At 59.7% G+C, this 23,257-nt stretch carries 14 protein-coding genes and 2 tRNA genes; 7 read left to right on the top strand and 9 right to left on the bottom strand.

Features of this window, described 5'->3' with window-relative positions; all coding sequences use genetic code 11:
* Positions 1-69: 69 nt before the first annotated feature.
* A complete protein-coding gene (locus HK107_RS10540) occupies positions 70-1,380 on the bottom strand; it encodes an RraA family protein (protein WP_173199524.1) in 1,311 nt (436 codons plus the stop codon).
* Positions 1,381-1,512: 132 nt separating this feature from the next.
* On the opposite strand from HK107_RS10540, the gene kdsA reads away from it, so the two are divergent.
* The 3 genes from kdsA to HK107_RS16140 are packed head-to-tail and all read left to right on the top strand — an operon-like array spanning position 1,513 to position 6,615.
* Positions 1,513-2,391, top strand: a complete 879-nt coding sequence (gene kdsA, locus HK107_RS10535) for a 3-deoxy-8-phosphooctulonate synthase (protein WP_173199522.1) — start codon at positions 1,513-1,515, stop codon at positions 2,389-2,391.
* Positions 2,392-2,417: 26 nt separating this feature from the next.
* On the top strand, positions 2,418-3,089 hold the full coding sequence (locus HK107_RS10530) for a hypothetical protein (protein WP_173199520.1): 672 nt from the start codon (positions 2,418-2,420) through the stop codon (positions 3,087-3,089).
* The gene (locus tag HK107_RS16140; RefSeq protein ID WP_173199518.1) at positions 3,052-6,615 is read left to right on the top strand and encodes a glycosyltransferase; all 3,564 of its coding nucleotides are present in this window, start codon (positions 3,052-3,054) and stop codon (positions 6,613-6,615) included. The genes HK107_RS10530 and HK107_RS16140 overlap by 38 nt, the downstream gene beginning before the upstream one ends.
* 127 nt (positions 6,616-6,742) lie before the next feature.
* Here the strand turns inward: HK107_RS16140 and HK107_RS16100 are convergent, their stop codons facing one another.
* From HK107_RS16100 to HK107_RS10505, 4 genes are all read right to left on the bottom strand, one after another.
* Positions 6,743-7,420 (bottom strand): sulfotransferase family 2 domain-containing protein, encoded by a 678-nt coding sequence (locus HK107_RS16100; RefSeq protein WP_408636679.1) that lies wholly within the window; start codon positions 7,418-7,420, stop codon positions 6,743-6,745.
* Between the two features lie 7 nt (positions 7,421-7,427).
* Positions 7,428-8,750, bottom strand: a complete 1,323-nt coding sequence (locus HK107_RS10515; RefSeq protein WP_173199514.1) for a UDP-glucose dehydrogenase family protein — start codon at positions 8,748-8,750, stop codon at positions 7,428-7,430.
* 127 nt (positions 8,751-8,877) lie between these two features.
* Entirely contained in the window at positions 8,878-10,011 is a 1,134-nt protein-coding gene (locus HK107_RS10510) for an AGE family epimerase/isomerase (protein WP_173199512.1), read from the bottom strand.
* 12 nt (positions 10,012-10,023) lie between these two features.
* Complete coding sequence (locus tag HK107_RS10505) at positions 10,024-11,232, bottom strand: glycosyltransferase family 4 protein (protein WP_173199510.1); 1,209 nt, start codon at positions 11,230-11,232, stop codon at positions 10,024-10,026.
* Positions 11,233-11,355: 123 nt separating this feature from the next.
* Between HK107_RS10505 and HK107_RS10500 the strand changes: the two genes are divergently transcribed.
* The 4 genes from HK107_RS10500 to HK107_RS10485 all read left to right on the top strand — a co-directional run bounded on the left by HK107_RS10500 (position 11,356) and on the right by HK107_RS10485 (position 16,803).
* Positions 11,356-12,786 carry a hypothetical protein gene (locus HK107_RS10500; RefSeq protein WP_173199508.1) on the top strand — a complete coding sequence of 477 codons (1,431 nt, stop codon included), beginning with the start codon at positions 11,356-11,358 and terminating at the stop codon, positions 12,784-12,786.
* 3 nt (positions 12,787-12,789) lie between these two features.
* The gene (locus tag HK107_RS10495; RefSeq protein ID WP_173199506.1) at positions 12,790-15,174 is read left to right on the top strand and encodes a glycosyltransferase; all 2,385 of its coding nucleotides are present in this window, start codon (positions 12,790-12,792) and stop codon (positions 15,172-15,174) included.
* Between the two features lie 121 nt (positions 15,175-15,295).
* Entirely contained in the window at positions 15,296-16,669 is a 1,374-nt protein-coding gene (locus HK107_RS10490; protein ID WP_173199504.1) for a capsule biosynthesis protein, read from the top strand.
* A 58-nt stretch (positions 16,670-16,727) separates the two neighbouring features.
* A tRNA-Thr gene (locus HK107_RS10485) sits at positions 16,728-16,803 on the top strand.
* Positions 16,804-16,979: 176 nt separating this feature from the next.
* On the opposite strand, the gene HK107_RS10480 is transcribed toward HK107_RS10485, so the two are convergent.
* The 4 genes from HK107_RS10480 to HK107_RS10465 form a co-directional block, all read right to left on the bottom strand.
* A tRNA-Asn gene (locus tag HK107_RS10480) sits at positions 16,980-17,054 on the bottom strand.
* A gap of 202 nt (positions 17,055-17,256) precedes the next feature.
* Complete coding sequence (locus HK107_RS10475; RefSeq protein ID WP_173199502.1) at positions 17,257-20,412, bottom strand: efflux RND transporter permease subunit; 3,156 nt, start codon at positions 20,410-20,412, stop codon at positions 17,257-17,259.
* A complete protein-coding gene (locus HK107_RS10470) occupies positions 20,412-21,662 on the bottom strand; it encodes an efflux RND transporter periplasmic adaptor subunit (RefSeq protein WP_173199500.1) in 1,251 nt (416 codons plus the stop codon). Before HK107_RS10470 ends, HK107_RS10475 begins: the two co-directional genes overlap by 1 nt.
* A complete protein-coding gene (locus HK107_RS10465) occupies positions 21,659-23,176 on the bottom strand; it encodes an efflux transporter outer membrane subunit (protein ID WP_173199498.1) in 1,518 nt (505 codons plus the stop codon). Before HK107_RS10465 ends, HK107_RS10470 begins: the two co-directional genes overlap by 4 nt.
* Positions 23,177-23,257: the final 81 nt, after the last annotated feature.

Raw genomic sequence — 23,257 nt, 5'->3', positions numbered from 1 at the left:
TAGTCTGAATTTTCATAGGGCAGGGAGATAAATGAGGACAAGAAAGATTCCGCAAGGCTACGCAACAGCTTAGAAGTACCCGTGAGTGTCGATCAAGTCTTCTACGGGCTGCCCAAGGGAAACGCCGAGACTGATTTGAGCTTCGTTCATGATTGCCTTCACGGCGATATCCAGAACTTTATCCCACTGATTCCCCGGCACGATTACAGCTCCGTCGGCGTCCGCAAATACGACATCGTCATTGCTTGCTGAGACGCCGCCCACACTGATCTTTTCGTTCATTCCGAGGAGGGTGCCTTCATATTTGATGTCGTTGCAATAGGAACCTCGGGCAAACACAGGGAGTTCGAGAGGGCGAACGCCTTCGATATCACGTGTGAAGCCATCGACGAGAACACCCACAGCACCCGCCCGTAGGGCCAGATGGGCGTTTAGTTCGCCGAAGTAGGCGCGCTGAGGAACATCGGTAGCAACGACTATAACGTCTCCTGGACGTATAAATTTGTAGGAGTTGAGAGCCTTGTAGATACCCTTCCATTCCTCCCGCTCAGAATTCTGTTTCTCATCCAGCGCGCCGAGATGCAGGGTTTTTGCCCGGCCGAGGATCCTTGTCCCGGTCATGGCGCGGATTTCGGGAACGAGCGTGCAGTCGAGCCCGAGATCCTTCGTGATGTCAGATAGCACCGCCGAACTGAGATGTGTCTTCATGAGACGGAACTTTCGGAGTTCCTCTTCACGCGCGCCGAGGCAAATGTGCTCTGCCAAGGCAAGGTCTTTCGGATAATTGATGTCCAACATCTCACGGGCATCTAGCTCAAAGAGGAGAGGATTGCGCCCAAACCGTTTAGAGGGGCTTCCGTCACCGGTTCGCTTCACCGCGTAGAGGCTCATGGCTTCCACAACTGAGTCGGGCAGATCGACGCTGTTGGGGATGCGCCCGTGTCCGTAAAGAGGCTCACCGTCTGCCCACTGATACTGCTTTGTTCTGGAGACCGCGACGAGGCTATCACAGTCAGAATTCAGCAGAGCTTGTATCGCGCGATCGATCGTATCGGCATCGACAAAAGGCGCTGTACAGAGGCATTGCACGTAAATGTCAGCGTCGGGGACTTGCCGGCACTCGTTCGCAAACATCTCGTGGCCGTCCGTGGCGTTAGTTGACAGGCTGGGATCCCGCCTGATGACCTTTACGTCGAGATCTTTTGCCAGAGCAATGATCTCATCAGACTCCGTATCCAGATAGATTTCGTCGATCGTCTCGCATTCCAGAAGCTGTCGCAACTTTCGTTTGAAGAGATGCTCACCGTCCAAAACCCTTAGGTTTTTTGATGGGATACGTTCGCTGGAACCTTTCGCGGGCACGAATGCAACTACCTTCATCGAGTCATTCTCTCGTTGCCATCAACTCCTCTCAGGCAATGGGCCAACTCGGGAATGATGGCAAGGGTGGCATGGACTAGAGGCCCACCTCGGACGTTGCGTGAAAGGGCGGGTTGGATTACCCCGAGGCCGATGAACCAGATCAACAGCACCGTCACCATCTCCGCTCCCGCAGGCGATGTAACGATCGGCAACGACAAGCCTTTCATGCTGTTCGCAGGCCCCTGCCAGATGGAGAGCCGCGACCATGCCTTGGAAGTGGCGAGCGCGATCAAGGAGATCACGGACCGCCTCGGCATTGGTTTTGTTTATAAAACGAGCTTCGACAAAGCCAACCGGACGAGCCTCGGCGCCCAGCGCGGCATGGGCCTCGACGATGCACTTCCGGTGTTTGCCGAAATCAAAGAGAGCCTCGGGGTCCCGACCCTCACCGACATCCACGAGCGCGAGCAATGCGCCCGGGTCGGCGAAGTGGTCGATGTGCTCCAGATCCCGGCGTTCCTCTGCCGCCAGACAGACCTTCTGATCGCCGCCGCTGAGACAGGCCGGGTCATCAAGATCAAGAAGGGCCAGTTCCTCGCCCCCTGGGACATGAAGAACGTGGTCAGGAAAGTGACGGGCTCGGGCAACCCGAACGTCCTCGTCACCGAGCGCGGCGCAAGCTTTGGCTACAATACGCTGGTCACGGACTATCGCGGCCTCAAGACGATGGCCGAGGAGACGGGCGCGCCCGTGATCTTCGATGCGACCCACTCAGCCCAGCAACCAGGCGGGCAGGGCGGAAGCTCAGGCGGCCAGCGCGAGATGGTCCCAACCCTTGCACGGGCGGCCGTCGCCGTCGGCGTGGCAGGCGTCTTCGCAGAGACGCATCCCGACCCCGACAACGCCCCCTCGGACGGACCGAACATGATCCGCCTCCATCATCTTGAACGCTTCCTCAGTGAGCTGAAGGACCTCGACGCGCTCGCGAAAAGCCGGGGAAGCCTCTACGGGTTTTCGGGTACTCCCTAGCCGGAGAAACTTTTTTGGGTTTGTAGATGCTGTTCAACAACGATCTTCTGTATCTCAGCTATCCTCGGGTGGCCTCGGCTACGCTTAACGTAGTCTTCGCTAAGGCTTTCAAGCCGCCAGTTTACGCCCTAGTCAGTAAAGGACAGGCACGGATCATCGCCGCAGAAGATCGTCCCGGAGTATTCGTCAGGGAATTGCCTGGTCATCAGACGGTGGATGACGCAAGAAAAATTCTATCTGGGTATGGGCGGACTTTAGACAGTTTCAGAGAAATCATCGTTGCGGTGAGGAATCCCTACGAGCTGTACTCATCGAGTTATGAGTTCATGCGACAACAATACACTGGCAATGAAGAAAGAGAAAGTTTTCGCCTTGCGAAGCACAATGATTTCGCAACATTCGCTCGCAATTTCCGACCTCGATCGCTGGCAAGATGGACTCAAACTGATGGTGGCGAGCGGCTTCCGAACTTGTCGCTTCTGAAGATTGAGAACATGAACGCTTCGTTGCGACGAATTCTTGCAAGGAATCGTATCAAGATTGATTTTGATATTCCGAAGCTGAACGCCTCCGCAGAGCGACCTGACTTTTCATCTTTCGGTGACGAAGAGCTCCGATCAATCCATACCAGAACGAACGAGTTTTTTGAGCTTGGACGCTATGAAAAAAATTCTCTCCCAGCTTCAGAACCCGTTTAAATCGGTCAAACCAGCGGGCGGAGCACCCACGACTCACGAGAGTGTTGCTGCGGAAGGGGCGGCGCAAAGCTTGCTGTTCGAGATCGACGAGCAGCTCTCAGGACAGATCATCGGTTGGCTCGTCGCGAATGCCGAAAAAAGACTGTCATTCGTGATCGACGATGAAGTCTCAGTGGCGATCGAACTCAACCAGCGCAGACCGGATGTTGCGGTGGCACTAGGGGTTGATGAGCTTTGCGGCTTCGCCACAATTCTTCCTCGCCATCTATTTGACGATAGGCTGCATGAAGTCGCTGTCGTTGAGACAGACCAAGTCTCGGGACACTTCTCCTGCTTAGGTGTGAGGCAGGTGCGTCTCCGTGCCTCCGCAGGCGCGATTGCCTACATTGAGTACGTCGAGCGTCACTCAATTTCAGGATGGGCAAATGTCCCTGCGGGGTCTGAGCTGGTCTGTCGGGTCGGTGAGGGGATGCTCGAAGAACCTTTGACTTCTCCCCGTCGTGATGTGGACAACCATCTCCTGTTGCCCACCCGTACGGCGATCGGGTTCTCCTTCCCTGTTCCCGCAACCTTTCAGTGGCAGGACGATGATGTCGTTGAAATCGTTGCACGTCACAACGGCTCAGAGCTCACCTTGGGCGAAAACAGCTTAGTCAACGCGCCTCTGGCAAAGCCTTCTGGACAGATTGATGGTCTGTCCAAAGATACCGTCTTCGGCTGGGCCACAGCAACGAGCCAAGGCAATTTCGCGGTCAGGCTGGATGGAGAGACAGTCCTCCCACTTAATACCTCGATCGACAGGCCGGATGTTGCCGAGGTGTTTCGCACTGGCGATGAGGCCGTCGGCTTTGAGCTACCTTTGCTTGATGGGTTTCTCGATACGGAAACAGTGAGGGTTGAGCTTCTCTTTGTCTCCGATTCTGAGCCTATCGTTTGTGACGAGAAGATACTTTCCGCCACGATCTCCGGCGATGTTCCGACGCCCACGCATCAATTGCCCGCACGACGCCGCCGAGCGGCGGTTGTCTGCTGGGACTTGGCGCATAATCCTGCGGGGCGAGCGCTCGTACTCTATCAGATCCTCGAGCTCCTCTTTGACGAGGTAACGCTGATCGGACCGATGTTCCCTCGGTTCGGGACTTCAGTCTGGGCCCCGATTGCCGAGAATGAGAATCTCAATATCGTGACCGGTGTTGTCGACGGTTTTTCAGATCTCGAAGCTTTCGCAAATGAAGCGGCCTCTCAGAGCTTCGATTTTGTTTGGCTGTGCAAGCCCCGGTATCCGACGCTCTTCATCGGCCTGACGATTTGGGAGCGCTGTCAGCCAACCATCATGCTTGACATTGATGACTACGAGTTCGCGTTCTTCAAGGAACGTCAGATCAATGGCGAAGCCTCAGCTTTACTCTCATCTCTCAGATCTGATCAGGTTCATTTAGCGGATCTCGCTGGGACTACGTTAGCGCACTCAGTGATCGGAGCATTCGATCATGTCACCGTTTCGAATCCCTCTCTGCAGTCGATTTTTGGCGGGACGATCGTTGCGCATTCGCGTGACGAGAGCCAGTTCGACGCGGCACTATTTGACAGGCAGGCACTACGAGCCAGCTCCGGCTTGCCGATCGAGGCGAAGGTTGTCGTGTTTGTCGGTACAGTTAGGCGCCACAAGGGAGTGTTGGAAATCGCTCGAGCGATCGGGAAGTCGAGCCGATCCGATTTGAGGCTACTGGTCGCCGGAACGTTTGAGGACGACAGAATCCGTGAGGAGATCGAGGAGGCAGCATGCGGAAGAGCAATCCTCTTGTCCGATGTTTCGTTCTCGGAGCTGCCGACTGTCCTCGCAATGGGGGATCTGGTGTGTCTTCCACAAGATGCGTCTGCAGAGACGTCCTATTATCAGCTTCCGTCGAAAGTCGCGGATGCCCTCGCATTCGGGATGAGCGTTCTATTGAACGATCTCGCTCCGTTCGAGAATCTTAAGGACATTCCGGGCGTGTTTTTCCGACAAGATGATGAAAGTCTAGAAGCTGCCCTGGACCGTGTGCTCGAAAGCGCCATTGACAAAGAGAGAGTGCGCGAAACCTTTCTCTCGCGCTTTTCGCATTCGAGCAATGCGATGCGCGTTTCGGCAATGACTGATACCGGTCGGCGTCGAGCAAGCAGCTTTGATCACGCGACGGCTTTTCCCCAGATCATGGGCAGAACCAGCAAGCACCTCATTTCTAAGATTCACCGGAAACACGTCGATGCTTCCCAACGCGACTTGGTGATCCTCTGGAAACAGGTAGACAGCGGTCTCTTCGGCAGGCGCGTGGACATGGTAGCAGAGTATCTGGTCCGTGATGGTCACTTCGATCGCGTTATCATTATCGATCACCCATTGTCCCTAGCGGGATTTCGGGACCTTGAGAAACGGGCAGCCAGCATGCCGCTCTCGAACGCTTCAATTGTCTTGTCGCGGTTCGTGGGAAAGTACTTCGGACATTTTGATAAAGCCAGTTTAGTTCAGAGATCGTTTGTTTACAGCAATCGCTCGGAGATGCTTTTCGGAAGACGGTTGCCCAGTTTCACTGAACTTAAGTCTTCGTTCCAAGCTTTTTTTGATGAAGTTGGGCTCTCAGCGGGGGCGAGCCTGCTAGTCTGCCCTTATGTCGAATGCCTCGATGAACTATTGGCTGCCGCCAAGTTTGATGCGGTCTTCGCCGATTTGATAGACGATGAACGAGAGTTCGCGACGACCGAAGAACGAAGACGATTGGTGGAGGCGTCTTACGGAAAAGCCATATCAAGCAGCTCCGCTGTCTTCACCAACAACGAAAGAATGCGCGAGACGTTTTCTTCATTTTGCGACGCCGAAAAGATTCACGTCGTCCCGAATGGAGTTGAGCGTCACAGTCTGTCCGCTGACGAGGTGATCCGCGTGAGACCGTCCGTCCCAGGGGGACCGGTAATCGGGTATGTTGGCAATCTAAGGGATAGAGTTGATGCAAGCTTGATTTCCTATTTGGCTCGCACACTTCCGCACGCAACGATTGTACTGGTTGGTCCGACCGGAGGTAATGCTTCCATAGAGCAGCTGGCGGAAATCGAAAACGTCGTACTCACCGGTGCTTTAACGTATGAGGATTCGACGCGAATTGCGGCGGGATTCGATATCGCGATTATGCCCCACCGAATCAACGAGCTCACTGGGTCGATGAACCCGCTCAAATTCGTCCTGTACAGGGAGCTAGGTCTTCCAATCGTCTCGACCGCGGTTTCGAACCTTCTCGGTGGAACTGCAGAGGGGGTCATTCTGACCTCCGATGATCCGAAAGAGTTTACGCGCGGAGTTTCGATGATGCTCGAGCGACTAAAAACCGGAGAGGTCAAAGTCGAGCCTTTGCCTTCAGGCTTTTACTGGTCCGCCCGCGTTGCTGAGATAGCCGAAATCATGGGCGAATTCACCGATTTGAAGAAAGAACGACAGAGCGGATTAGAAGAAGAGCAGGAACAGTTCAATACGGGGACATTCCTCCAAGCTTAAGACCGGGATAGTCTGCATGTCGGATGCAATCATTTCCCAAGTGGAATGCAGTACAGACGAAGTAATACTGCTCCATTCGTAAAGAATGAATTCGATCGCGACTCTTAGACCACTGCAGGGCTATGTATCACGACGTTGCGCTAAATCCATACGTCGAGAGTGTCTCGTAATCTTCCGCATACCTATTTCTAACTATGTCTAAATCCTGCTCGGAAGGTTCCGACGCGAACTTGGATCCGTCCGTCGAATTGAAGCGATCCAACGAGATCTTCTTCGTTTTGGAAGAGGGAACTCCAGCCTCACTCAGCACTCCCTGAAGCCCTCGATCCAAATCTGTGAGGAGAAGAAGGGTATCGACGATAGGCTTGAGTGGCTTACGTTCATTCCTTATCCATCTCGTCTGTGGCATGAACATCCTATCCGGGCCGGGGGTCTGCCAGATTTTGGATCTGATAAGGGAGCCGAAGTCATCTATGTCAGACATAAACGTATAATGATCTTGGTGCAGGCGCAGGTAGCGATAAGTAGAGAGGGCACGATCCACGGGGTCACGGAAGACTGCGAAACTTGTGTAAGTCGCCCAAGCTTCTCGTCCCAGACACCGCCTGAGCTCTGCGGCGAAACTGTGCTTCCCAATCCCATACTTGTCCTGATATGCGCGGTGAGAGGCCTCTCCAAAATCAGTCCCACCGAGCTGTAAGTCTCGATAGGTGCATAATTGATCCAGCGCGTGAGCAACCGAGGTGCCACCAGTCTTCGGGATATGTACGAACACGAACTTCCAGGTGTGATTTATCACGCACATCGAGAAATCAGCCCCGCCCTATCGATCGATAACGAAAGCCTGCTTCTGTCATCATCTCAGGCCGGTAGACATTTCTCAGGTCTATGAGAACTGGCGCGGACAGCAACTCTTTGACGCGAGTGAGGTCGAGTGCTCTGTAAGCGTCCCACTCTGTCACGATGACGGCGGCGTCAGCGCCATCCATCGCTTCGTAGGGGCCCTCGCAATACGTGATCTTCTCCGAACCCAGGAGCTTTTCTGCCTCTTCCATGCCTTCGGGGTCGTGGGCGCGGATGGTTGCGCCCGCATCCTTCAGCATGTTGACGATATCGATGGCGGGACTGTCGCGCATATCGTCTGTGTTCGGCTTGAAGGTGAGGCCGAGGATTGCGACGGTCTTGCCGGAGGCTGAGCCGCCCATGGCTTCAATCACCCGGCCCGCCATGCTCTTCTTGCGGAGGTCGTTTGCCTCGACGACGGCGTCGACGATGCGGACGGGACTTCCGTAATCCTGAGCAGTCTTGGTCAGGGCCAACGTGTCCTTCGGGAAGCAGGAGCCGCCATAGCCTGGGCCTGCGTGAAGGAACTTTGATCCGATCCGGCCGTCAAGGCCGATGCCTTTCGCGACCTGCTGGACATCCGCGCCGACCTTCTCGCAGAGGTCGGCCATCTCGTTGATGAAGGTGATCTTGGTCGCAAGGAAAGCGTTGGCGGCGTACTTGATGAGCTCTGACGTCGACCGGCTAGTGAAGAGAATAGGGGTCTCGTTGAGGAACAGCGGGCGGTACAGCTCGCGCATCACATGGACAGCCTTCTCATCTTCTGTGCCGACAACGACGCGGTCGGGGCGTTTGAAGTCGTTGATCGCTGCGCCTTCGCGGAGGAATTCCGGGTTCGAGGCGACGGAGAAATGCTCGCCCTCGACGAAGTCCGGGCGGGCTTTTTTGATGACTTCGCTGACCTCGGTGCCTGTACCCACGGGGACCGTCGATTTGGTGACGACGACCGTATAGCCATCGATGGCGTGGGCGATCTCTTCAGCGGCTGCGTAGACGTAGCTGAGATCCGCATGGCCGTCACCGCGGCGCGAAGGCGTGCCCACGGCGATGAACACCGCGTCGCACCCGGGGACGGCTTCTTTCAGATCAGTCGTGAAGGAAAGACGGCCAGCCTTGACGTTCTTTTCAACCAGCGTGTCGAGGCCTGGCTCGTAGATTGGCATGACGCCGTTCAGCAGCCGCTCGATCTTCCCGGCGTCCTTGTCGACGCAGACGACGTCGTGGCCGAAATCGGAAAAACAGGCGCCAGAAACGAGGCCAACATAGCCTGTACCGATCATTGCAACGCGCATGAGAAGACCTCTCCATTCAGTCGTAGCCGGGGATAACGATTTCCCACGTTGGCTGTCCAGCACTCATCGGTCGAAGATAGGATAAGCCGGCTTCGGCAGACGGTTGGAACGCTTTGATCGGGCTCAATTATTGAGCCGAATGGACCAGCTCATCCGCCAATGTGAGGATGTGATAGAGAAGGCTCGAGGGCATCCTGTCGGAGATAGGATTGCCGTCGAGGCCGAGCCGGTCATACCAGCCACCACGCACCATGCCGGTCAGATAGTGGCGGTCGAACGCCTCAAGCAGCTGGGCTGCGAGCTCGCAGAAGCGTTCCTCCCCTGTCGCTCGAGCGAGAACAAGCGCGGCTCTGATATGCTCGGTCTGGCCCCAGAGCCTTGCGCCCTCGGAACGAATGCCGGAGCGAATGTCGACCGTATCAGCAAGAATCGGAAAATCGGGGAGGAGCCCATAATCGCGCGCTGACTCGAAGAGGGTCTCGAATAGGCTTTGGTCAGCATGCCCCGCTTTATGGAGCAGCCATAGCCATTCCACCATGTGGCCGGGCTCAATGACCGAACCGCTGGCCGCATCCGGGGTCCAATCTTCACCAAAGAACTCAAGGAGGGCTTTGCGCTGGCGATCCCAAAAGGCGCGATCCCACAGAGCCTTGATCTCCTCGACGGCACTGTCAGAAAACGCCCAAGGGCCAGCTTCGCGCCTAAGAAGCGCTGCCTCGAAGAGGTGCATGTGCGGGTTCGTTCGCCGAGGTAGCGACGCGGGGATGCCTTCTGCGAACCCTCCCTCAGGGTGGCGAACGGTTTCGAAGTACCGCTCGACGATGGCGTCAATGTCATCCGCTTCCGGATCATTGTAGCGCAACCTGCGCTCAGCCGACGCCAGAAGGACGAAGGCGTGGTCGTAGCTGTCCCGCAGGTCGCTCTTCACGGAGCCATCGGCGTTGAAGATGTGAATGAAGCAGGTCGGTCCGTCTTTGAGAGGCTTCAGTCCCTCATCGATCATGAAGCGCCAGGCGTGGTCCGAAGCCTCGCGTCCGCCGGTCATGAGGCCAAGATGCTCGGCGCGTGCAAATGACCAGGCTTGCCGGGCCTGGACGCGCAGCCTCTTGTGCCCATCGCGGAGAGGCTCGCCGTCATGGGAGAGGGCCTCGTAGTAGCCGCCAAGGGGGTCACGGCCCTTGTCGCGGAACAGGGGGATGGCGTCCTCAGCGCACCAGGCGAGGAAGCGATCCCGAGCTTTCTCAAACTTTGACGTCGCCATGACTGCCCTTGTTTATGACCCCAACGAGGCAGCGCCTCGCAGTGTACTGCCTTTGTTTCCGCAAAATGAGATGATCACCTCGCGCCAACGATCCCCTGCGAGCGGAGATACAGCTTCGAATGGTGAGTTTGAGACTTCGTGAAACACATGAAGATCCGAGGCAACCACCGGTGTGCCGAGCGCTTCGGCCTCGACGATCGGCAGACCAAAACCCTCTGCAAAGGAGGGCATGAGGAGAGCCCTTGCACCTGCGATGGCGCTGGCTAGGGCTCGGTCCGAGAGCGCTGGGGCTTCGAAGACGTGGTCCCGAAGGGCAGGACACCGGTCGATGAGGGCGAAGGTGTCGGAGTTCATCCAACCCCTCCGACCTGCGAGGACCAATGCCGGGGTATCGGCGCCGAGTTCCGAAGCTATGTCACGCCAGACCTGCAGAAGCAGGCCGTGGTTCTTACGCGGCTCGATCGTCCCCACGCAGATGAAATAGGGCCTGTTCGCTTGGAGCGGCTCGATGTCTGTGGGCAGCCCGGCGGATAAAGGCGTGACGGAGACTGGTGGGACCGGGAGGCCGAAGCGCTCGGCGAGACCGGTCAACTCATCGTGCGTGGCCTCGGAGTTGACCTCCACTCTGTCGGCAGAGCGGAGAAGCGCGCGGAGGCGCTTTTCGTGCTTCGCGGCGTCACCGTCTTTGGAGTACTCCGGGAAGGTGATCGGAATCGCATCGTGCCAGAAGAGGTCGATCTCAGCGCCCCACCGCTCTTTCAAGCCTTCGAGAAAGCCGTCCTTGTCGAGATGGTGGTGCGAGACGTTTCGGTAGGTGACCGCGTTCGCGCTGTCTGAAAGATAGGAATCGGCCCTCCGGGACCTCAGGATCGAAACAGGGGCGCGAGGGCCGTCCAGCTTAGGGGCTTCGACAGCTGACAGGTTTTCGCTCGGAGGCGCGCCCGCTCCAAGGAAGGCATAGAGCTCTCGAGCGACCTTCGCGCCTTCTTCCGTCCCTTTTGACCACCGTTCTTGAAGCGTGGAGGTGAGGGCCGCGATCTGCTCCCTCTGCAGGAACCAGCTCCGCTGGCCGCGCGTTGCGTAGAAGAAGACTTCGCCAGTCCGGCGCAGCGCTTTCCCGGCCTCCTCCAGCTCGACCCGGTCGATCCCTGTCGGGCTCGGGCGGTCTGCGCGTGAGACGAGGCGCGAGACATCGAGGACGAAAGCAGGAGAATCGCTCATTTTGGCGTTCTGCCTCATTCGGGGCCGCCGCACCATCCGCGGTTGGGCGTTGCCTGTTCACAGCCGAGGCGGAGTGTGCGAGACGCGGGTTTCCTGTTTCGCCTCAAGGACCAACACTGCCCCATGCCCCCCGCCCCTCTCTTCGCTTCGCAAGGTGCACACGAGGGGCCGCGGCAGATCTTCACCATCTGCTCGAAGAACTACCTCCCGCTCGCCCGAGAACTGGCCGCGTCGGTACTGGAGCACGAGCCTTCAGCGCGCGTGACGGTGATCCTTTCCGACGAGGCAGACGACGTCTCCGCGATTTCTGATTATCTCGGCGTGTCGTGCCTGCCGGGGCGGGAGCTGCCGCTGCCGACCTACTATGACATGGCGATGCGCTACGACATCGTGGAGTTCAACACGGCGCTGAAGCCAGCGGCGTTCCTCCACTTCATGGACAAGGGCGCGGGGAGTATTGTCTACCTCGACCCGGACATCCAGCTTCATCGTCCGCTCACAGATGTTTGGGATGCCATCGCGGAGGGTGCGCAGGGGGTGATCACGCCCCATATCTGCCAGCCGCTCGACATGGAGAAGAACCCGACTGAGCTGAAAATCATGCGGACGGGCATCTACAATCTCGGCTTCGCCGCGCTCGCCAATACGGAAGACGCCCGCAAGTTTGCGGAGTGGTGGGGCAGGCGGATGCCCGCAGACTGCCGGGTGGATCTTGATGCCGGGGTCTTTGTCGACCAGAAATATGTCGACCTCATGCCATCCTATCTTCCGCGTACGAAGATCTTGCGTCACCCGGGCTATAACGTCGCCTATTGGAACCTCGCGCATAGGCCCCTGGCCAGGGCGACGAATGGGTTCACCGCCGCGGGCCAGCCTCTCGTCTTCATGCACTTCTCAGGCATCCGCGAGGACAAGGCCGACTTTGTCAGTGTCCACCAGGACCGTGTCTCTGTCGCTGACCTCGGCGAGGGGAGGGCGCTGTTCGATGCCTATCGCGAGAAACTGCGTGGCAACCGAAAGGCGCTGAAGGAGGCCGGCATAGCAGCCAAATACGCCTACGGACAGTTCCTCACCGGCGAAGAGATCCCGAAGCTCGTCAGAACCGTCTACGCAAAGTCCGTGCCGCCATCGGCGAAGCCTTTCGAGGAAGTCTTCGACCTCGCCAAGGGACCCTTCAATCAGGGCGCGACAGGCATCACCCACAAGAACCAGCACCTCATCTCGCCTGTGATGGCCGACCTTTGGCTTAGGAAGCCGCACCTTCAGGTCGCCTTCAACATCAGGAATGCCAAGGAGGCCAAGGCCTACGCCCTATGGTTCGTCGAGACGGGCTACAGGGAATGGGACATTGCCCCCGCCTTCATCCCGAAAGCGGCATTCGCCTTGACCGATGAGAAGCGCTCCGTCCGGGCACGGATGGCCGTCTTCACCATGAAGCTCATGGAGAAGGCCAAGTTCTTCGCCTTCATGTATCCCAAGCCGGTGCGCAGAGCCGCCACCCGGTTCAACCGACGTGTGGCGCCCCAGCTCGCCAAGCGCATCAAGACCCGCTGAGTTATGGCGACGCCCACCACCTATTTCACAATCTGCTCGGCGAACTACATGCCCTTCGCGAGGACGCTCCATGCGTCGCTGACGAGGCACCAACCGGATGCGAGGTTTGTCCTGTTCCTCGCCGATATCGTCCCCGATGATCTCGATGCGAATGACCTTCCGTTTGACGTGGTGGAGGCGAGGACCCTCGGCATCGAGACCTTCCCGGACATGGCGTTTCGCTATGACATTATGGAGTTCAACACGGCCATCAAGCCGTTCTGTTTCCAGAAGGTCTTCCGCGACCAGCCGGGTTCACGTGCCGTCTATCTCGACCCAGACATCTACGTCACCGCGCCGCTGACGCGCCTTGATGAGGTCTTCGACGAAGGTGCGGAGTTGATCCTGACGCCCCATGCTCTGGCTCCGCTTGATGACGGCTACGACCCTGATGACCGCCGTATCATGCAGACCGGGTCCTACAATTTGGGCTTCGCGGCGATGGCGCATGCTACCGATACGGAGCGCCTGCTCGGCTGGTGGGCAGACCACATGCGCACCCGGTGCTTGAACGCACTGCCCATGGGCATCTTTGTCGACCAGAAGTTCATGGATATGGCCCCGGCCTTCGTGGAACAGGCGCATATCCTGCGGCACCGGGGCTACAACGTTGCTTACTGGAACCTGCACGAGCGTCCCGTCGCGAGGCAGGGCGATCAGTATACCGCAGGCAGCGATCCGCTCGTCTTCTTCCACTTCTCCGGCGTCGACCGGAAGAACGCGGAAGTCTTCTCCCGCCACCAGAACCGCTACACGGCAGCAGATATCGGCGACGCGCGTGAACTTCTCGAGGAGTACAAGGCTGCGCTGGCAAGCCATGACGAGGATCACTGGCGCCGCGTTCCCTACGCCTACGGAACGCACAAGGACGGTCGGCCGATCGCCGACTTCATGCGCAAGGTCTATCGCCGGGTGCACGAGGATGCGCTGAGCGTTGATGAAGACGGGCTCTTCACCTTCAATCCGACCCTCTACAACCACCGTTCGGATACGCTTCTCGATCACCAAGGCGCAGAGATCACGCGTATCATGCACGAGGTCTGGCGCATGCGGACGGACCTGAGGACCGCGTTTGACCTCCGCAGGGAACGCGACCGCAAGGATTTTGCCGCTTGGTATAGGAAAGACGGGGCTGCTCAGCATGGCCTGCCGCCTGAGCTGATCCCAGGCTACGAGCCCCCGGCCGACACTCCGGACGCTGAAGAGCCAAAGGGTCCGACAGACCTCGACGTCGATCCTTCGCTGCCGGAAGCCGTTACCCTCGTCGGCTATCTCAAGACGGAAAGCGGCGTCGGTGAGGCCGCCCGCAACAAGGAAGCAGCCCTCCGCTCGGCCGGCGTTCAAGTCCACCGCAGAACGCTCCGTGCGGAAGGCTTCGCCAATCTAGAGGACGGCGAAGAGGACAGCCTCGAAGACGCCCGCATCCTCTATCTTCACGTCAATGCTGACCGCACCCTCGGGACCCTCGGTACGCTGAGTGAGAAGGAGCGTTTAGGCCGCTACCGCATCGGCTACTGGGCGTGGGAGCTCAGGACCTTCCCGAGCCACTGGGTCGCTGCCGCCGACGGCCTCCACGAAATCTGGGTGCCGAGCCGCTTCGTCCGCGACGCCGTGGCCGAGCGGATCGACAAACCCATTACCCTCATTCCCCACCCCGTCGTCATCAATCCCGGCGACCGGGCCAAGGGCAGGGCAGCGATGGGCCTCGACGATCCCGAAACTCTCGCCGTCGCCACCGTCTTCGACACGCGCTCCTTCATCAAGCGGAAGAACCCGATGGGCGCCTTGGAAGCGTTCCGGAGAGCCTTCCCCGATCCCAAAAAGTCCAATGTCCGCCTGATCCTCAAAAGCCACGGCCCCCTCGATTCGGACCTCGCCCGTCAGGTCTTCGCTGAGGCGGCTGGCGTTCCCGGCGTCATCGTCAAGCACCAGGTCATGACAGGCCAGGATATGGCCGACTTCATGGAAGGCATCGACGTCCTCCTTTCGCCTCACCGAGCGGAAGGCTTCGGCCTCAACATCGCGGAAGCTATGGGGCGGGGGAAGGTTGCCATCGCCACGAACTGGTCAGGCAACACCGACTTCATGACCAGCACCAACTCGGTCCCGATCGATTTTTCGCTGAGGTCGCTTGCCCCGGGCGACTATCCGTTCGCGGAAGGCCAGATGTGGGCTGAGCCAAATATTGACCAGATCGTGCATGCTTTGAGGGACTTGGCAGAAGATATTGCGCTGCAACAGAAACTGGGGCAGGAAGCTGCGGTGACCATCGGGGAGCAGTTCGGGCTGGAGCGGATAGGGTCGCTCTCGAAAGCCCGAATCGATGCAATCCTCACGGCCACGGGGTAACCGGTATCAGGCGTGATTTTGTAATCTTATCAGGCCAGTTTCCTCACAATTAACGATTGACCCGTATTGATTCCGGTGGGGGTCCATCGCTAGCGTTAACCCAATTGGGGACATTTGGGCTATGGGGCAGAACCTCGCTGAACAATCGGCGCAGCTCGGGCAGGGGCTGGACGAGATCGATAATTTGATCGGCCGGAAATTTCTATTGCTGCAGGGGCCTTTCGGTCCCTTCTACCTGCGACTTGCAGAGGAGCTTCAGCGCTTTGGCGCCGAAGTGGCCAAGGTCAATCTGACCGGCGCAGACGTATGGGGCTGGAACCGCCGCTTTCCTGCTGTTGAGTTCAAGGAAGGCCCTGAGGCCTGGTCCGGCTGGCTCGCACGCGAGATGGAAGAGCGCGGCATCACCGATGTGATCATGCACTCTGACTGCCAAGCCTATCACCGCATGGCTGTCGACGTTGCTGGCGCGCTGGGTGTCCGGGTCTTCGTGACCGAGCAGGGCTATCTCCGGCCGCACTGGATCACCTTCGAGCGTGGAGGCGTGAACGCCAACTCGGCGCTCCTGAAGGAGTTCGAGGCCATCAAGACCTTCCCGGCGCTCTTTGCATCGCGGAAGAAGATCGCCACGCCGACCGGTAAGCACACGCGCGCCTATGTCATCAGGACCACGGTCGCGAACCTCGCGCTCTATTTCCACTGGCACCGCTTCCCGAAGTACAAGAACGCCTTCTCCTACGCGCCGTGGAAGCAGTGCGTCGGCCATATCCGTCGCTATGTCCGCAACCGGATGGGCTTCAGGAAGAAGAGCCTCGCCGCGCTTAATGCGGTCACGAACAGCGGTGATCCCTTCTACGTGGCGCTGCTGCAGCGCCCCGGCGACAGCCAGATCTACAAGCATTCGCGGTTCAAGGACCTCGGCGCCTTCTGCGAGGCAACAATCGAAAGCTTCGCGAACTGCGCTCCCAAGAACGCCAAGCTTGTCTTCAAGGCCCACCCGCTCGACCACGATCTCGACGACCACCGGCAGCGCATCTCAGATGCCGCGAAGCAGTATCGGGTCGAAGATCGCGTGGTCTATGTCGACGGTGGCGTGCTCGGTCAGATCCTGCCTCAGTCAGTCGGCGCCATCACCATCAACTCGACCGCTGGCCTGACGGCCGTGGAAATGGGTTGCCCCACCATCGCGCTCGGCAACGCTCTCTATGACGGTGAAGGGCTCACCCATCAGGGACCGCTCGACCAGTTTTGGAACAAACCGCAGTCGCCGGATCCTGCGCTCGTGCGCAGGTTCATCGGGTATCTCCTCGTGAAGACACAGATCAACGGCGACTTCTCGACCGATCACGGCATGCGCATGGCGATTGCCGGGATCATCGGTGGCCTGATCTACGAAGGCGCCCTCGACGGCCAGGTCGGCGAGTGCGTGGAGCTACCGCTTCAACAGGCCAACAGCTCCGCGCCAGCGCATGAGGCAGCCAGACGCGCCGCAGGTTAAGCACCGGGCGCATACCCCGTTGCAACGCCCGGCAATTTGCGCCATCTGAGGCGCCAATGCCCCTATAGCTCAGCTGGTAGAGCAACTGATTTGTAATCAGTAGGTCGTTCGTTCGAGTCGGACTGGGGGCACCACATTCTACCATCTCAAGCGCAGGTACGCTGCTGAGCGTCCGGCTTCAATGAAGGGTCAGCGTCCGAACTCGCAGACGACCGGAGTCGGCGAGGCTATTTTATCTGTATAAAGAGGATGAGCAGCAGAGAAGCCTGCCACCAAGTACGGTGCGTCTTGCTCAACGATCCTGAAGGGATGGCTCCGGTGGAGGGATTCGAACCCCCGACCCAGCGATTAACAGTCGCTTGCTCTACCACTGAGCTACACCGGAATGAGGGGCGGCAGTAGCGTATTGGGGCAGGGGTGAAAACCCCGTTTTTTCCCCTTTTTCGCGCTTTTTCCGCCTCCCTGAAAGAGAACGGCCCCGCGAAAGCGAGGCCGGTCCCTTGGGGGTATGGTGGGTATGTCTTCCTGGGAGAAGAAGACACCCTTGACCTGCACGGGTAAGGTTAACCAGCGGTAAAGCTGGAACCCTATTCCGCAGGGACGTGCTCGGCCCCTTTGATCTCCGGAACACCCTCAGCAGAGGCGCCTTCGCCAAGGCGAGGCTGACGCTCACCGGTCCAGATACCCTTGAAGAAGCGTTGGATGTCGGCGCCTGCCGCGTACATCGCCGGGACGAAGAACAGCGTCACGAAGAGCGCAAAGGCGACCCCGAAGGAAAGGCTGACCACGACCGGTTTGAGGAACTCTGCGTCGATCGAGCGCTCGAGCAGGATCGGCAGGAGGCCGATGAACGTCGTCACCGAGGTGAGGAGGATCGGGCGGAAGCGCACCGTGCCTGCCTCGACGAGGGCGGCGAACGCGCCGGCGCCTTGGGCCCTCAGCCGGTTCACATAGTCGACCAGCACGAGGTTGTCGTTGACGACCACGCCAGCGGCTGCCGCGATCCCGAAGAACGAGAAGATCGAGAACTCGATCCCGAATATCGCATGCCCGAACACGGCGCCCATGTAGCCGAACGGAATGGCTGACATGATGAGGAGCGGCTGGAAGTAGCTGCCAAACGCAATCGCCAGAAGCATGTACATGCCAAGGAGCGCCGCCATCATCCCCACGAAGAAGGAGTTGAGGAACTCGGCCTGCTCCTGGTCACCGCCGCGGCGGACAATGTCCACGGCGGGGTACTTGGCGAGGATCTGCGGCACCACCTGTCCGTAGAACTCACCGCGCAGGGGACCTGCATCGGCGCCTTCGCGGATACGGGCGAAGATCGTCACCGAGCGTTTGCGGTCGGTCCTGCGGATGAAGCGCACGGCTGGTCCAGTCTCGAACTCGACGACGGAAGAGACAGGGATCTCGCGACCGTCAGGGGTTCTGATCCGGAAGCCTGAATAGAGGCTCTCGAGGCTCTCACGCTGCTCCAGCGGGTAGCGGACCATCACGCGGACGTCCTGGCCGTCGCGGGGAAGGCGCTGGACCTCTTCACCGTAGTAGGCCTGACGAAGTTGCCGCGCGACGTCCTGCACCGTAACGCCGAAGCGTTCAGCACCCGGACGGAGCTTCAGACGAAGCTCGTCGAGCGGTGCCTGGAGGTTGTCGCGGACATCGTAGAGGATCGGCCGTGAACGGAGATACTCCTTGATCTCGTCAGCAGCCGCAGCGGCCTGGTCGAGGTCATTGGTCTCGATCGCCAGCACGAAGCGGTTGGAGCCGTTCGAGAAGGTCGAGCTGATCGTGATCTCCTGAGCGTCGGGAATAGGCCCGATCAGGTCACGGTAGATGTCACCGATCTCAGCCATGGTCATGCCGCGCTCGTCACCGGAGACGAACGTGTTGAAGCCGTTGAGGCCACCGGTCCAACCCCAAAGCTGGGTCGACGTCATGATGTCCTTGCCGGCCTTATCGAGAAGGACCTTGTCGAGTTCGATGTTCGCAGCCTCGATCTGGTCGTAGACCTGCTGGGTCCTTGTCCAAGAGGTTCCCTCCTGCATGGCGATGTTGGTTTGCAGGAAGTCGTTCTCGATATCCGGGTCAAACTTCAGCGGGATCCAGCCTTGGCCCACGAGGGAGACCGACACGGCGAAGAGGCCGAGGAAGAAGGCAATGGTGATCGTCCGGCCGTGGATCGCCGTCTTGATCATCGGGCGATAGAAACGGTCAGCGAACCAGAGGAGGCCGTCAGCCAGCTTGCCCTGCATCGCCATGATGCCCTTGCCGCTCGGTTTCTTGAGGTGCGCCAAGTGAGCAGGAAGGATCAGGAAGCTTTCGATCAACGAGAAGGTCAGCGCAAGGATGATCGTCCAGGAGATGGCCTGGAGGAACGCCTTGAACATGCCGCCGATGAAGAGGAACGGCGAGAAGGCGAGCATGGTCGTCAGGACGGCGAACACCACCGGCTTGAGGACAATCTGCGTACCGACGATGGCAGCATCGACGCCTTCACGGCCGATCTCGACCTGCCTGTTGATACTCTCCCCCACAACCAGCGCGTCATCGACCACGATCCCGATCACGAGGAGGAGGCCGAAGAGCGACAGCATGTTCAGGCTGACACCGACCATCGGCATGAAGATGAACGTACCGATGAAGGCGACGCCGATACCGATGGCGACCCAGAAGGCAACGGTCGGCCGCAGGAACAGCATCAGGATGATGAGGACGAGGAGAAGACCCGTCGCGGCGTTTTCGCTGACGATCCGCATACGGCCATCATAGAACTCCTCGAGCGTGAAGAGCAGCTCGAGCTTGGCGCCGTTGGGCAGCTCGGCATTCTTGCGCTCGATATACCCGCGCACCGCCGCCATGATGGTCTTGAGGTTCGCGTTCTCGGGCTGGTTCAGCTCGATGATCATGCCCGGCTCGCCATCGATGCGGAAACGGAAGTTCGCGTCGGGGAAGCCGTCGATCACCTTGGCGACATCGCGCACACGGATCACTGATCCATCGAGGTCTTGGCGCACGATGATCTCGCCGAACTCACGCTCTGTGTTGGCGAGGTTGCGCGAGGCAAGGGGAATGTTGCCCGTGTCGGTACGGATCTCGCCCATGGAGAGATTGAGCGATGAGCCGCGGATGGCGCGGGAGACGTCGTCGAAGGTCAGGCCGTAACGGCGCAGGGATTCTTCGCTGACTTCGATCGAGACCTCTTCGGTCCTGAGGCCCTGAACATTGATGAGGGGCGTCGCACCCGGAACGGCTGCGAGTTCGTTCCTGACCTCACGGGCGAGGCGGTTGAGCTTCCTCTCGCCGACATCGCCGGACAGCATGATCCAGGCGAGGTTGTTGCCGAAGTTCGTTCGCGCCACGACCGGGGGAAAGCTGTCCTGGGGCAGGTTGGAGACGCCGTCGACCCGGGCCTTCACCTCGTTGAGGAAGCTGTCAAAGTCGCCGCTCTCGGTCATCTCGACCGTGAGGGATGCGCTGCCCTCGCGGGCAATGGCCGTCAGTTCCTTGACGTTGTCGAGGTTGGCCATCTCCTCCTCGATGCGGAGGACGATCTGCTCCTCGACATCAGTCGGCGATGCGCCCGGCCAGGAGATGTTGATGCTCACCGACTGAGGCTGGATCGACGGCTGGGCCTCGCGGCTGAGCGAGAAGAAGCTCAGCATGCCGATGATGATGATGAAGGCCATCAGGAGGTTGGCGGCAACCTCGTTCTTGGCCCACCAGGAGACGAGACCGTTCATCAGTTGGCTCCGTTCTGGCTACCCGTCGAAGCAGCGGCCGAGAGACCGGTGTCCGTCGAGACAGGTTTGCGGCTGGCGCTCTCGCCGCCCTCGTAGAGAGGACGGATCGGCTGGCCAACACCAACGGTGACCGGGCTGATCACGAGAAGCTCGCCTTCTTCGAGGCCGCCGGTGGCGATGACGCCTTCACCGGCCTGGGCCACGATGATCGGACGCCGGACCTGCAGGAGGTCTTCGTCGTCGATGACGAAGACGGAGTTGTCATCCTGAAGGGCGAGGAGCGGGATCGTGGTCGCACGCTCGACGTCAGGGCCGTCGATCTCGGCGTTCACGAACAGACCGAAGGCCATAGGGAAGCCCTCGTCCGATCCGAGACCATAAGGGTCGATGACCTCAGCGATGGCCGAGATCTGGCGGGTCGAGCTATCGATCGCTGCGTCGACGCGAACGAGATAACCCTTCCACTGACGCATCTGCCCTGCGACGTCAGCGGTCAGCATGACCTCTGGGCCCTCGGTGCCTTCAGCCTCGAAGGCGAAGGGGAGCTGGAGTTTCGCAAGGTCACTGTCGGTGAGGGGCAGGCGAACCTCTGCGACATCGGTCGAGAAAACCGCGCCGAGATTGGCGCCTGGCGCCACATACTGACCGACGTTGGCGTTGATGGTCCGCACACGGCCATCGAACGGCGCACGGATGCGCGTCCGCTTCAGGGCCAGCTCGGCATCGGCGAGGTTGGCCTTGGCCGAGGCGAGGTCAGCCTCTGCTGCAGCGAGCTGGGGCTTGCGAAGCGCGAGGAGCGATGGGTCGGTGCCGTCATTGCCCGAAAGCTCGGCATAGTCGCGAGCGGCGAGGGCGGCTTCCGCTTCCTCAACCGCGAGGCGCTGCTCCGACTGGGCCACCGTTGCGCGAGCGCGGGTCACGGCGAGGCGGTAGTCGTCATCCTCAATGGTGACGAGCACGTCGCCCTGCTTGATGACGCCGCCGCCAGCGAAGCTTGGCGAGACACTTTCGATCCTGCCGGCGATCTGGGCTGCGAGCTGGATCTCGCGGCGGGGCTGGACCTCGCCTTGGGTCTTCACCTTGAGGTTGATCGGTCCGTATTCGACGGGTCGCACGAAGGCGATGGGCGCGACGACCTCAGCCTCCTGCTTCTCAGGCTCGGGCCGGAGCGCTCCCATGACGGAGATGGCCGCTACGAAGAAGAACAAGACACCTAAGGTGCCGCCGATGACGACGAGTTTCCGGATCATAGGACATCTCCTTCGGATGGGCCCATCGCGGTCAGGGGTTTCGCGGTACGGGCCTCGGCGAGCTGCTCCTCGCCTTTGAGCTGATAGGGGGCGCCAAGCGCCAGGTAGAGATCGACGCGGTTCGCCAGCCTTGCCCGCTGGGCATCGATCAGTTGTCCCTCGGCCTGAATGCGGCGCTGCTGCGCGTTGATCAGGTCGAAGATATTGGTGGTGCCTGCCAGATAGCGGCGTTCGGTCAGGTCCTCGGCAGCTGCGGCCTCGCGGAACGCGACGGCCAGGGCTTCCTGACGGAGTGCCAGAAGGCGCTCAGCTGCCACGGCGTCCTCGACCTCGCGCCAGGCGGTCAGGGCCGTGGTCGCATAGTCATAGAGCGCAGCGCGCGCGTTGGCGGCGGCCTGGCGCTCGTTGGCGATGAGACGCCCGCCCTGGAAGATCGGCTGGGTCAGATTGCCGACGAGACGCTTTGAGAGAAGGTCGAAGTCAAAGAGGTCTTCGAACGTCGCGACCGTCGAACCCTGTGGCGGCAGCGCGTTTTCGGAGACGCTGGCCGAGAGGCTGAGCTGCGGAAGGAAGGCTTTGCGCGCCTGGCTGACCCGGAGGCCTGCGGCTTTCAGGCGGCGTTCGGCGGCGACAATGTCAGGGCGACGGACGAGGAGCTCCTCCGGCGTACCAAGAGACATGGGCCGGCTGTCGCTCAGACCTGTCGGGTTCGGCAGGGAAGAAAGGCCCTCGATCGAAGCGGAGGGGTAGCGGCCGAGAAGCACTTCGAGCTGGCGGCTCGCCTCGAGCTCCTGCTGCTTCCGGCCCTCAAGAGCGGCCTGGGAGCTGGCAAGGCTTGAACGCGCGAGGCGCAGGTCGAGGCTGGTCGAGATCCCGCGATTGTAGCGGCGCTCGATAATGTTGAGGTTGGCTTCGCCCGTCTCGACATCACGCTCCGCCAGCTGGCGCTGTAGCTTTGCAGCCGTCAGGTTGAAGTGGCCGCGCGCCGCATTGGCAGCCAGCGACAGGCGCGCCGCTGCGAAATCGAGGTTTTGCGCAGCCGCATCGAGGTAGGCCGCGCGTGTCTGATCCGTGAGGCGGCCCCAGACGTCGAGCTCCCACTGGAGGCTTAGCCCTAAGTCGAAGTTGGTCTGGAACTGGTCACCGAACTGCTGGCCCTGGAAAATAATCGGACCACCGGAGCGGCTGGCGTTCAGGCCAGAGCTGACAGAAGGCAGCAGCGACGAGCGGGTCGCGCGTGCAACGTTTCGGCTCGCCTGAACCCGGGCATAGGTCGCCTGGATGTTGAAATTGTTCTCGAGAGCGTCGGCAACGACCTCTTCCACGACGGGGTCGGCAAGGTCTGCGAGCCAGTTGTCCGTCACCGGGGTCGCAGGCGCGCCCTCGGTCACCGCCGCCCAGTTGGCCCGGTCGGTCTCGATCGGCTCCAGCGCCTCCCGGGGTCCGGGTGTGGCGCAGGAAGCGGCCAATACTGCCACTGCGACGCCCTGTCGCGCCCAGTTTGCCCTTGCCATCTTAGGACTCCTTACCTTCCCCACGGGTGCCTCTTATCGAAAAACATTGAAAATGTGGATTCGATTTCAACCACCGGCGCC

It is taken from the genome of Parvularcula mediterranea (assembly GCF_013085255.1).
GTDB lineage: Bacteria > Pseudomonadota > Alphaproteobacteria > Caulobacterales > Parvularculaceae > Parvularcula > Parvularcula mediterranea.
Note: the sequence above shows the minus strand (reverse complement) of the source record. Positions and strands in the feature narration are given on the sequence as shown.

Bases quoted from the DNA above. Each gene is read 5' to 3' on its own strand.
- HK107_RS10540 (WP_173199524.1), bottom strand. From the start codon at position 1,380: ATGAAGGTAGTTGCATTCGTGCCCGCGAAAGGTTCCAGCGAACGTATC.
- kdsA (WP_173199522.1), top strand. From the start codon at position 1,513: ATGAACCAGATCAACAGCACCGTCACCATCTCCGCTCCCGCAGGCGAT.
- HK107_RS10530 (WP_173199520.1), top strand. From the start codon at position 2,418: ATGCTGTTCAACAACGATCTTCTGTATCTCAGCTATCCTCGGGTGGCC.
- HK107_RS16140 (WP_173199518.1), top strand. From the start codon at position 3,052: ATGAAAAAAATTCTCTCCCAGCTTCAGAACCCGTTTAAATCGGTCAAA.
- HK107_RS16100 (WP_408636679.1), bottom strand. From the start codon at position 7,420: ATGTGCGTGATAAATCACACCTGGAAGTTCGTGTTCGTACATATCCCG.
- HK107_RS10515 (WP_173199514.1), bottom strand. From the start codon at position 8,750: ATGCGCGTTGCAATGATCGGTACAGGCTATGTTGGCCTCGTTTCTGGC.
- HK107_RS10510 (WP_173199512.1), bottom strand. From the start codon at position 10,011: ATGGCGACGTCAAAGTTTGAGAAAGCTCGGGATCGCTTCCTCGCCTGG.
- HK107_RS10505 (WP_173199510.1), bottom strand. From the start codon at position 11,232: ATGAGCGATTCTCCTGCTTTCGTCCTCGATGTCTCGCGCCTCGTCTCA.
- HK107_RS10500 (WP_173199508.1), top strand. From the start codon at position 11,356: ATGCCCCCCGCCCCTCTCTTCGCTTCGCAAGGTGCACACGAGGGGCCG.
- HK107_RS10495 (WP_173199506.1), top strand. From the start codon at position 12,790: ATGGCGACGCCCACCACCTATTTCACAATCTGCTCGGCGAACTACATG.
- HK107_RS10490 (WP_173199504.1), top strand. From the start codon at position 15,296: ATGGGGCAGAACCTCGCTGAACAATCGGCGCAGCTCGGGCAGGGGCTG.
- HK107_RS10475 (WP_173199502.1), bottom strand. From the start codon at position 20,412: ATGAACGGTCTCGTCTCCTGGTGGGCCAAGAACGAGGTTGCCGCCAAC.
- HK107_RS10470 (WP_173199500.1), bottom strand. From the start codon at position 21,662: ATGATCCGGAAACTCGTCGTCATCGGCGGCACCTTAGGTGTCTTGTTC.
- HK107_RS10465 (WP_173199498.1), bottom strand. From the start codon at position 23,176: ATGGCAAGGGCAAACTGGGCGCGACAGGGCGTCGCAGTGGCAGTATTG.